Origin of the sequence: Microbacterium sp. B19(2022), assembly GCF_012030385.1 — a bacterium.
Classification (GTDB): Bacteria; Actinomycetota; Actinomycetes; order Actinomycetales; family Microbacteriaceae; genus Microbacterium; species Microbacterium oxydans_B.
The window spans coordinates 43958-54968 of sequence record NZ_JAAUVO010000023.1 but is presented as its reverse complement, the minus strand read 5'-3'; the positions used below and the strand labels follow the sequence as shown (position 1 = coordinate 54968).

8 protein-coding genes are annotated in these 11011 nt (G+C 70.0%); 3 read left to right on the top strand and 5 right to left on the bottom strand.

Annotated elements, in window-relative coordinates:
* The first annotated feature begins 168 nt into the window (after nt 1–168).
* Nucleotides 169–1596 carry a CCA tRNA nucleotidyltransferase gene (locus HCX50_RS17475; protein ID WP_167635207.1) on the top strand — a complete coding sequence of 476 codons (1428 nt, stop codon included), beginning with the start codon at nt 169–171 and terminating at the stop codon, nt 1594–1596.
* A gap of 93 nt (nt 1597–1689) precedes the next feature.
* Here the strand turns inward: HCX50_RS17475 and treZ are convergent, their stop codons facing one another.
* From treZ to HCX50_RS17450, 5 genes are all read right to left on the bottom strand, one after another.
* Nucleotides 1690–3444 (bottom strand): malto-oligosyltrehalose trehalohydrolase, encoded by a 1755-nt coding sequence (gene treZ, locus HCX50_RS17470; protein ID WP_167635206.1) that lies wholly within the window; start codon nt 3442–3444, stop codon nt 1690–1692.
* Nucleotides 3445–3457: 13 nt separating this feature from the next.
* Nucleotides 3458–5806 (bottom strand): malto-oligosyltrehalose synthase, encoded by a 2349-nt coding sequence (gene treY / locus HCX50_RS17465; protein ID WP_167635205.1) that lies wholly within the window; start codon nt 5804–5806, stop codon nt 3458–3460.
* Complete coding sequence (gene glgX / locus HCX50_RS17460; RefSeq protein ID WP_167635204.1) at nt 5803–7980, bottom strand: glycogen debranching protein GlgX; 2178 nt, start codon at nt 7978–7980, stop codon at nt 5803–5805. The genes treY and glgX overlap by 4 nt, the downstream gene beginning before the upstream one ends.
* Complete coding sequence (locus HCX50_RS17455) at nt 7977–8264, bottom strand: hypothetical protein (RefSeq protein WP_091027910.1); 288 nt, start codon at nt 8262–8264, stop codon at nt 7977–7979. The genes glgX and HCX50_RS17455 overlap by 4 nt, the downstream gene beginning before the upstream one ends.
* A 128-nt stretch (nt 8265–8392) precedes the next feature.
* Nucleotides 8393–8962, bottom strand: a complete 570-nt coding sequence (locus HCX50_RS17450; RefSeq protein WP_167635203.1) for a dihydrofolate reductase family protein — start codon at nt 8960–8962, stop codon at nt 8393–8395.
* A gap of 69 nt (nt 8963–9031) precedes the next feature.
* Between HCX50_RS17450 and HCX50_RS17445 the strand changes: the two genes are divergently transcribed.
* Both HCX50_RS17445 and HCX50_RS17440 read left to right on the top strand, forming a co-directional pair.
* Nucleotides 9032–9598, top strand: coding sequence for a TetR/AcrR family transcriptional regulator (locus HCX50_RS17445; protein ID WP_167635202.1), 567 nt, complete (start codon nt 9032–9034; stop codon nt 9596–9598).
* 76 nt (nt 9599–9674) lie between these two features.
* Nucleotides 9675–11006, top strand: a complete 1332-nt coding sequence (locus HCX50_RS17440) for a GAF domain-containing protein (RefSeq protein WP_091027899.1) — start codon at nt 9675–9677, stop codon at nt 11004–11006.
* The last annotated feature ends 5 nt before the right edge of the window (nt 11007–11011 follow it).

The following is an 11011-nucleotide window of genomic DNA, read 5'->3' as shown; positions in this document are numbered from 1 at the left end:
GGTCATGTCAGTCCTTCATGGGGGTGGGGTTCCGTGCTCAGCCGCACGGGGCTCCTCCACCCCATCGGTGTCGGGTGACGGGAGGCTGGCCTTCGGGCGACGGGGAGGTGAACGGTGCGTCCGGTACCTGCCGAAGCCCCACCGGCCCGCCCCGGTACGCTGGAAACCATGCTCAACATGGCTGACGGCCTCGCCCGTCTCGGTGCGCTCGCCGAGAACCCGGTCGTCCGCACCCTCGCGACGGCGTTCGCGAATGCCGGTTTCGACCTGGCCGTGGTCGGTGGACCGGTGCGCGATGCGCTGCTGGGTCGGGCGACGCACGACCTCGACTTCACGACGAACGCCGCGCCTGACGACATCCTGGCCATCGTCACGCCGATCTCGACCGCGCAGTGGGACATCGGTCGCGCATTCGGCACGATCGGTGCGCGCGTGCAGGGCGAGCAGGTCGAGATCACGACCTATCGCGCCGACAGCTATGACGGCGTGACCCGCAAGCCCACGGTCGAGTTCGGCGACACGATCGACGGCGACCTCGTGCGCCGCGACTTCACCGTCAACTCCATGGCGCTGCAGGTGCCCGCCGTGAAGCTGGTCGATCCGACCGGTGGCGTGGAAGACCTCATCGCCGGCATCCTGCGCACCCCGGCCGACCCGCGGATCTCGTTCGGCGACGACCCGCTGCGGATGCTGCGTGCTGCCCGCTTCAGCGCCCAGCTCGGGTTCCGCGTCGAGGAGGCCACGGCCGAGGCGATCGCCGAACTGCGCGAGACCCTCAAGATCGTGAGCCCGGAGCGCATCCAGTCCGAGGTCGTGCGCCTCATGCAGACCGACGATCCGGTGCGCGGCATCCGCGTGCTGGTCGACACCGGTCTGATCGATGAGTTCCTCCCCGAGGTCACCGAACTGCGCCTCGAGGTCGACGAGCACCACCACCACAAAGACGTCTACGAGCACTCCCTCACCGTGCTCAGCCAGGCGATCGAGCTCGAGCACTCCCGGCATCCGGGCGCCGCCCCCGATGTGCCGCTACGCCTCGCCGCGCTGCTGCACGACATCGGCAAGCCGCGCACGCGCAAGCTCGAGCCCGGTGGCGTGGTGACGTTCCACCACCACGACGTCGTCGGCTCGCGCATGGCTCGCAAGCGCCTGCAGTCCCTGCGGTTCGATACCGACACGACCGATGCCGTCTCCACGCTGATCGAGCTGCATCTGCGCTTCTTCGGTTACGCCGAGGGCACCTGGACGGATGCCGCAGTGCGGCGGTACGTGCGCGACGCGGGTGACCTGCTGGAGCGCCTGCACATCCTCACCCGCGCCGATGTCACCACGCGCAACAAGCGCAAGGCCGGACGCCTGGCGAGCGCGTACGACGACATCGAGTCGCGCATCGCGGCGCTGCGCGAGCAGGAGGAGCTCGACTCCATCCGTCCGGAGATCGACGGCAACCGCATCCAGCAGGTGCTCGGCATCGCGCCGGGCCGCGAGGTGGGCGAGGCGTACCGGTTCCTGCTCGATCTGCGGTTGGACGAGGGCGTGCTGGGTCCCGAGGTCGTGGAGCAGCGGCTGCGCGAGTGGTGGGCCGCGCGTAGCTGAACCCCGGGGTCAGCGCAGTTCGGGGACGATGATCTCGACCTCGTCGGACACGAGCTCGAAGTCCTTCGGGTTCGGCGACCTGTCGTGCCGGGGCTAATCGGAGGCGCGGGCGATCACCGCGGCGGTGTTCGGCGAAAGGGCGACCGTCCCACTCTCGTGCACGGAGTCGCCCGTCGACAACAGCACCTCGTACCCCGGCGCGACCTCGAACGTCGCCGGCTCGGCCGAGAGGTTCACCAGCACCGAGAGCCCGCCCCGATCGATGCGGTACACCCGGTGCTCGGGGCGCCCGTCCGTGTCGCGAACCTCGACCCGCGTCCTCCTCGCATCCGGATCGGTGAGCTCGCCGCGCTCACGCCGCAGTCGGGCGAGGTCGCGGTACAGCCTGAGAAGACGGTCGTGCACCGGGTCGTCGAGCTCGCTCCAGTCGAGGTGCGACCGCCGGAAGGTGTCGGGGTCCTGCGGGTCGGGCACGGCATCCGGGTCCCACCCCATCCGCGCGAATTCCGCGGTGCGTCCCTCGGCAACGGCCCGACCGAGCTCGGCCTCGGGGTGCGAGGTGAAGAACTGCCACGGGGTGGACGCGCCCCACTCCTCTCCCATGAACAGCATCGGCGTTCCCGGCGAGGTCAGCGTCAGTACGGCGGCCACCGCGAGCCGGTCGGGCGAGAGCGTGGCCGAGAGCCTGTCGCCCGCCGCACGGTTCCCGATCTGGTCGTGGTCCTGCGCGAACGTCACCAGGCGCCAGTCGGGCACCTCCGGCGGGATCGGCGATCCGTGCGGGCGCCCGCGGAACGACGAGTACGTGCCGTCGTGGAAGAACCCGTGTTCCGTCACCTTGGCGAGAGCGTCGTGCGCGGCGAAGTCGGCGTAGTAGCCGGTCGTCTCGCCGGTGAGGGCGACGTGCACGGCATGGTGCCAGTCGTCGGACCACTGCGCGGTGAGCCCGTGGCCACCGGCCTCACGCGGAAGGATCATCACGGGATCGTTGAGGTCGGACTCCGCGATGAGGCTGAGCGGCCGGTTCAGCTGTGCGGAGAGGGCATCGACCCGCGTCGCCAACTCCCGGAGGATGTGGACCGGCTGCCGGTCCCGCAGGGCGTGCACGGCATCGAGCCGCAGCCCGTCGACATGGAAGTCGCGCAACCACATCAGCGCGTTGTCGATGATGTATTCCCGCACGGGCGGCTCGTCGAGGTTCACCGAGTCGCCCCAGGCGGTGCCGTCGCCCTCGCGCAGGTAGGGCCCGAACTTCGGCAGGTGGTTCCCGCTGGGCCCGAGGTGGTTGTACACGACGTCCTGGATCACGGCGAGGCCGCGCCCGTGGGCGGCGTCGACGAACCGCTGATACGCGGCCGGGCCGCCGTAGGCCTCGTGCACCGTGTACCAGAGCACCCCGTCGTACCCCCAGTTCCAGTGCCCGTTGAAGGCGTTCACCGGCAGGAGCTCGACGTGCGTCACGCCGAGGTCGACGAGATGATCCAGTCGCTCCGTGAGCGCGTCGAGCGTGCCCTCGGGGGTGAACGTGCCGATGTGGAGCTCGTAGATCAGGCCGCCTGCGAGCTGTCGGCCCGTCCAGGAGACGTCGTTCCACGCGTGGGCCACGGTGTCGAAGACCGCCGACGGGCCGTGCACGCCCTCCGGCTGCCGCCGCGAGCGGGGGTCGGGCCGCAGCTCCTCCTCGTCGTCGATCACGAAGCCGTACCGCCCGCCGTCGCCGAGGGTGACGTCGCGGCGCCACCACCCCTCGGCCGCCGGGCGGAGGTCACTTTCGTCGACCGTCGTGCCGTCGCTGTCGATCCGCCGCAGCCGCATCCGATTCGCGCGCGGCGCCCACACCTCGATCACCGGGGCTCCGTCTTCACCGTGCGAGCTCGATCAGCGCGACCGGGTAGGTGTCGAGCAGCTCGGCGAGTCGCACCGGGCCCGGCGCGATCCGGCGTCCGGTCAGCACATCTGTGCCGGGGATGTCGGGCCGCATCATCACGGTGTCGCCCCACCCACCGCGGGCCGCCAGGCCGACCGGAAGACGGGTCGCCACGGCGGTGATGCCGCCGCGATGGACGGCGACGGCGTGCTCCGCCGCGGGTCCCTCGACCACCGCCGGACGGTAGACGGTGAAGAGCTCGGGGTTGTCGCGCCGCAGTCGCAGCGCACGCGAGACGACGAGCAGCTTGGCCCGGCCCGAGTCGTCGATGGGCGGAAGGATGCCGCGGGCGACGTCGGCGTCGAGCTCCTCGAGCATCCGCGCGCGCAGGGCGAAGTCCACGGGACGACGATTGTCGGGATCCACGAGCGACAGATCCCACAGCTCGCTGCCCTGGTACACGTCGGGAACGCCCGGCCCGGTGAGCTGCAGCAGCGTGGCTGACAGCGAGTTCGAGCGCCCCGCATCGACGATCTCGCTGACGAAGCGGTCGAGGACTGCCGCGGCATCGCCCTCGACGGCGCGGGCGATCCGGCCCAGTCCCTCTTCGAATGCCGCATCCGGCTGCTGCCAGGTCGTCGCCTCCGCGGCTTCCCGCGCGGCCTTCGTGGCATAGGCGAGAAGGCGATCGGTCGAGATCGGCCATGCACCCACGGTCGCCTGCCAGATCAGCGCATCGAGAGGACCGTGACCGGTCGTCGCGATCGCCCGCAGCTCGTCCAGCACCGCCGCCCAGCGCTCGGGCATCTCGGACAGCACGCTCAGCCGCGCGCGCACATCCGCGGAGCGCTTCGTGTCATGCGTCGACAGCGTGGTCATCGACGCCGGCCACGCGGCGAGCCGCGCCCGCTGCGCCTCGTGGAACTCTCCCACCGTGAGAGCGGGGATCGACGGGTCGCCGCCCACCTCGGTCAGGGTGCCCAGGCGGGTGCAGCGGTAGAAGGCGGTGTCCTCCACGCCCTTGGCCATGACCGCTCCACTCACCTGCGGGAAGCGCTGGGCCACCTCGAGGCGAGGGTCGGCGAGAAGCGGCTCCAGCTCGGCGAACGTGGCGGCGAGGTCGGGCCGTCGGCGTCGTGCCTCGGTGAAGGCATGCTCCAGATGCTCGCGTCCCTCCGGCAGGTAGGAGCGGTACACGGGGAAGCAGGCCAGCAGCTCGACCAGTCCGTCCTCCGCCCGCACGATCCCGTGGGGAAGGGTGCGCACCAGTCGCCGCACCTCCGATCCGAGGAGCTCTTCCGCCACCAGGCGCTTGGTGTCGTGGATCAGGTCGGTCCATGACTGCGCCGGCGGCAGACCCGTCTCGGCGCGCAGGCGCTCGTCGAGACGGTCGAGCTGGTCGACGCCATCCCGGTCCACCAGCACGCGGTCGAACTCGACGAGCGCGTCGTACCCGGTCGTGCCGTCGGTGCGCCACCAGGCGGGCAGCACCTCGCCCGGCTCGAGGATCTTCTCGACGACGGTGTATGCCCTTCCCGTCGCATCCGCCAGCTGCTCCAGGTAGCCACCGGGATCGGCGAGGCCGTCCGGGTGGTCGACGCGCAGCCCGTCGGCGAGACCCTCCCGGATCCAGCGGACGATCTCGCGATGCGACTCGGCGAAGACGTCAGGCAGCTCGACGCGGATGCCGGCGAGCTCGGACACCGCGAAGAAGCGGCGGTAGGTGAGGTCGGTGTTCTGGTCGCGCCAGAACCGCAGCTCGTAGTGCTGCGCGTCGAGCAGTGCGGGCAGGTCATCGGCCAGCGTCGAGGTGCCGGGAGCGAGCGGGAGCACGTGCTCGAAGTAGGTGAGCACGCCGTCCGGCGCATCGGGGGCGAAGGTCGCATCGACGACGAGCTCGCCGTCTGCGATCGCCTGCTCGGGGGAGGAGCCGAGCACCGGCAGGATCACGCGTCCGCCGCCGGCGGCCCAGTCGATGTCGAAGGCAGCGGCCCGGCGCGTTCCCTTCCCGAGCCGCAGCACCTCCCACCACCACGGGTTCTGCCGCGGCACCGCGACACCGACGTGGTTGGGCACGATATCGACGAGGATGCCGAGGTCGGCTGCGCGCGCGGCGGCGGCGAACCGGACGAGGCCCTCCTCGCCGCCTCGGTCGGAGTCGACGCGCGAGTGGTCGACGACGTCGTACCCGTGGTTCGATCCGCGCACGGCGGCGAGCAGCGGCGAGAGGTACGCCCACGAGACGCCGAGGTCGGCGAGATAGCCGGTCACCGCCGCGGCTTCCCCGAGAGGAAAGTGCTCGCTGATCTGCAGCCGGTACGTCGACAGCGGTCTTCTCGTCACGATGTGGCCTGCTCGTTCTGGATCCGGAGGGAGGCATCGACCGAATCGTCGATCTGCGGCGGTGCCGCGTCGGCCTCCTGCAGCACGAGCATCGCCTTGCCTTCCAGAAGTACCGTATCGCCGGGCCGAACGGCAGTCGCCTCGTGGAGCGCGCCGGCCGTATCGACCACGGCGTCCCACTGGTCTCCGTAGCCCTCATCGGGCACCGCGACATCGACCGGATCGTCGCCGCTGTTGAAGTACAGGACGAAGTTCACGTCGGTGACAGGCCGTCCACGGCTGTCGTTCTCACGGATCCCTCGACCGTTCAGGAACACGCCGACGCAGCGTCCGAATCCCGAGTCCCAGTCCTCCGGCGCCATCGGACCGCCGTCGGGTCGCAGCCACACGACGTCGGGGATGCGCTCGGCATCCTCGGCGCGCACCGGACGCCCGTCGAAGAAGCGGCTCCGACGGAAGGTCGGATGCTCGCGCCGCAGCCGTGAGATCGCCGCCGTGAACTCGACGAGCGGCAGGTCGGCGTTCTTCCAATCGACCCAGGCGATCTCGTTGTCCTGCGCATAGACGTTGTTGTTGCCGCCCTGGGTGCGCCCCAGCTCGTCGCCGTGGGCGAGCATGGGAACGCCCTGCGAGAGCAGCACCGTCGCGAGGAGGTTGCGCTGCTGGCGCGCTCGCCGCCGGTTGATCTCGAGGTCGTCGGTCGGTCCCTCCGCGCCCATGTTGTCGGAGCGGTTGTGGGATTCGCCGTCGGCATTGTCCTCGCCGTTGGCCTCGTTGTGCTTCTCGGCATAGGAGACGAGGTCGCGCAGCGTGAAGCCGTCGTGCGCGGTGACGAAGTTGATGGAGGCCACCGGCCGCCGCCCCGAGTGCTCGTACAGGTCGGCCGAGCCGGTGATCCGCGAGGCGAACTCGCCGAGGGCCTGCGGCTCCCCGCGCCAGAAGTCGCGCACGGTGTCGCGGTACCGGCCGTTCCACTCCGACCACTGCGGCGGGAAGTTCCCCACCTGATAGCCGCCGGGGCCCACGTCCCACGGCTCGGCGATGAGCTTCACCTGCGACACCACCGGGTCCTGCTGCACGAGCTCGAAGAAGGCGGCGAGCCGGTCGACGTCGTAGAACTCCCGGGCCAGGGCGGAGGCGAGGTCGAAGCGGAATCCGTCGACGTGCATCTCGGTCACCCAGTACCGCAGCGAGTCCATCAGGAGCTGCAGCGCGTGCGGGTTGCCGGCGTTGAGGCTGTTCCCCGTCCCGGTGTAGTCGGTGTAGTAGCGGCGGTCCTCCTCGAGCCGGTAGTACGCCTCGTTGTCGATCCCTCGCATCGAGAGCGTCGGGCCGAGGTGGTTTCCCTCGGCGGTGTGGTTGTACACGACGTCGAGGATGACCTCGATCCCGGCTTCGTGCAGCGTGCGCACCATCGCCCGGAACTCCTGCACCTGCTCGCCGCGCTCTCCCGTCGAGGCATAGGCGTTGTGCGGGGCGAAGAAGCCGAGGGTGTTGTAGCCCCAGTAGTTGGAGAGGCCTCTGTCTTCCAGCACGGAGTCGTCGACGAACTGATGCACGGGCATGAGCTCGAGCGCGGTGATGCCGAGCCGCTGCAGATGCTCGATGACCGACGGATGCGCCACGCCCGCGTAGGTGCCGCGCAGCTCTTCCGGGATGTCCGGATGCAGCTGCGTGAGGCCCTTCACGTGAGCCTCGTAGATCACCGTCTCGGCGTACAGCGTGTGCAGCGGCCGGTCGCCGGCCCACTCGAAGAACGGGTTGACCACGACGCCCTTGACCATCGCATCGGCCGAGTCGTCGTCATTGCGGGATTCGGGGTCACCGAAGTCGTAGCCGAACAGCGACTGCCCCCAGTCCATCCGCCCGGCGACGGCCTTGGCGTAGGGGTCGAGGAGGAGTTTGTGCGGGTTGAACCGCCGGCCCTGCTCGGGCTCGTGCGGACCGTGCACCCGGTAGCCGTACAGCTGCCCCGGCTGCACCGTGGGCAGGTAGCCGTGCCAGACATAGGCGTCGACCTCGGTCAAGGCGATGCGCTCCTCGTTGCCGTCTTCGTCGAAGAGGCACAGCTCCACGCTCTCGGCGCCCTCGCTGAACAGGGCGAAGTTGGTGCCCTGCCCATCGAAGGTCGCCCCCAGCGGGTACGCCGAACCGGGCCAGATCTCGCGGCTCATCCGGCGAGAGGGCGCTGTCGCGACCGGGCGGCGCGTTCGTCGAGCAGCCGCACGGCACGATCGAATTCGTGCACCTGCGCGACCTCTTCGGCCTGTGCGTACGGATGGCCGAGGTAGCAGACGAAGACCGGAGGTACGGCTTCGATGTAGCCGATCGGCCCGTCGTGCGACACGACGTAGCGGTCGAAGCCCACTCGGTCGTACTTCGGGGAGACGACGGCCTGGATGTCGGCCTGCTCTTCGCGCCGTGCGGAGCCAGTGGGGATGGGGGTGCGGACGTTCATGGCGCCTCCTGACTCGTGGTGTGCTCACACGCTAAGGGGGTACGGCCGGCGGGGAAATGATCTTGCCAGGAGGGGCTCGAGGGGGTATGCGTTCTCGCGGGGGCCGCCCGAGGCCCCCGCGAGAATCGTCATCGGCCGAGCCGCCGTTCCAGCTCGGTGACGACGACGCCGGACTCGTACGCCGTCGTCTCGACCGTGTAGAACCGCTCGGGACGGTACGCACGCTCGCCGAACAGCGGGATGCCCGACCCGAACAATAGGGGCTGTCGCTTGAGCACGAGCCGATCGATCTCGTCGGCGAGCGACGCGGCGAGAGCTCCGCCTCCACAGAGCCAGATGTCGGCGCCGTCCTCCTGCTTCAGTCGCCGTACCACCTCGATCGGATCCTCGGCCGTGACCTCGAGGTTCTCGGCCTCCGCGGTCTTCGTGCGGCTGAACACGATCTGGCGGAGGTGGGAGTAGGGGCTGGGGAGGCCTCCCACCCGATAGGTGTTCCAGCCCATCAGCACCGTGTCGAACACGTCGCGCTTCTGGGTGATGCCGAGCGCGTCGGCAGCAACCGTGGGCAGCGTGTCGGCGAAGCGGGCGTTGATGCCGTCCATGTGGTCGCCCTCGATGAGGAAGGCATCGAATTCGCCGTCCGGACCGGCGATGTAGCCGTCGAGGGTCACGGCGGCGTAGTACACGAGTTCTCGCATGGTTCTCCAATCACTACAGATGTCGCAGTTACAGTACAACAGGCGTAGTGATTGCGCTAGTGTCGTGTCATGGTCAAGAACGACTCGCGGCGACGGACGATCGCGGATGCCGGACTCACGGTCCTCGCCCGAGAGGGTTCGCGGGGGCTCACCCATCGCGCGGTCGACAGCGCCGCACAGGTTCCCACCGGCACGACCTCGAACTACTTCCGCAGTCGGGATGCGCTGCTCGAGGGCCTCGTCGCGCGGATCGGGGAGCGCCTCGCACCCACGCCCGAAGATCTGGAGCGCCGCGCGACGACCGCTCCCGGCCCCGCCCTGTTCGCCGACTACATCCGCGACATCGTGCGTCGGCTGACCGAGGATCGGGATGTGACCCTCGCGTTGTTCGAACTGAGGCTCGAAGGAGGGCGGCGACCCGAGGTCGCGGCGGTCCTCGGCGCCTGGCAGCGGGCCGGCTTCGACGGCGACGTCGCCTTCAACACCGCGGCCGGCCTCCCCGGTGGGCGCCGCGAGATCGCCCTGTTCCACTACGCCATCGACGGTCTGCTGCTCGACAGGCTGACCACGCCGATCGACCCGGAGACGTCCACCGACGAGGTGATCGACGACCTGGTCGCCGGGCTCATCCGCTGACGCGACGGGGTGTTCCCTCGGGCGCGCGCTGCTCGTACACTGAGGCAACGCACCTCTTCGACGATCGGAGACCGCTGTGTCTGCGCCGTGGCAGGTATCCCGCGAGTCACTTCCGGCGACATCGCGACTGATCGTCGAGCGTGCGCATGAGGAGCTGCTGGCCGGCAACCTCGAAGACCGGCGGCTGCAGGAGGTGCGGCCCCTCGTGCGCGAGTCGTGGGAGCGGTCGTGGCGGCGCAGGGTCGGACCCGAGGCTGCTCCGCCGCTGGAACTCGTCAGCGACGAGCTCGAGGAGTATCGCCTCGCTCACCCGCTGGCATCGGCCATGGACATGATCCGTGCGCTGCTGCTGCCGGGCGAGACCGAGGACACCGGCGTGATCATCGCGGTGGGCGACCAGGCCGGACGACTGCTGTGGATCGAGGGCGACGACCAGCTGCGCACGCTCACCGATGACATGGGCTTCGTCGCCGGGGCGAACTGGTCGGAGGATGCGGTCGGCACGAGCGCGCCCGGCACCGCGCTCGCTCTCGGGCAGTCGGTACAGATCCGCGGCGCCGAGCACTACAACCGGCTCGTGCATCCGTGGTCCTGCACGGCCGCGCCCGTGCGCGACCCGGAGACCAAGCGGGTGCTGGGCGTGATCGACATCACCGGCGGCCCCGAGGTCGTCTCGCCGCAGGCTCGGCTGCTGGTCGATGCGACCGCCCGTGCCGTGGAATCGGAGCTGATGGTCGCGCGGCTGCGGGAACGGAGCGAGGCCCCCCGGAACAGGCCGACGACCTCGAAGCCGCGCACCCCCGTGACCGCCCGGGCGACGCTGCATGTGCTCGGACGGGACCGCGCGCGGTTGGAGACGGAGTCGGCGCACGACGAATCGATGATCGAGCTCAGCGCGCGGCACGCCGCCATCCTGCTGATGCTCGCCGTGCATCGGCAGGGTCTCTCTGCCGAGCGGCTGTGCGAACTCGTCTACGGCTCCGGCGTCTCGCCCGACACGCTGCGGCCCGAGATGGTGCGCCTTCGCAAGGTGCTCGAGCGCACGGCTCCCGACCTGGTTCCGGAGTCGCGTCCGTACCGGCTGCCCGTCGCCCTCGACACGGATGCGCACGACGTGCTCTCGCTGCTCGACCGAGGCGCGCACCGCGTGGCGCTCACCGCCTATCGCGGACCCGTGCTGCCCGAGTCGACGTCGCCCGGGGTCGAGGACTTCCGCGAATCGGTGCGCGCGGCGCTGCACGAGGCCATGCTGTCGGAGGCCAGCCTCGACGTGCTGCTCGCCTACGCCGAGATCCCGGAGGGGCAGGCCGATGCCGAGGCCCTGCGCCTCGCCCTCGAGATGCTTCCGGCGCGATCGCCGAAGCGCGCGGGAGTGGTCGCACGGATCGAGCGCCTCGCCGCCGAGTGAGGCCG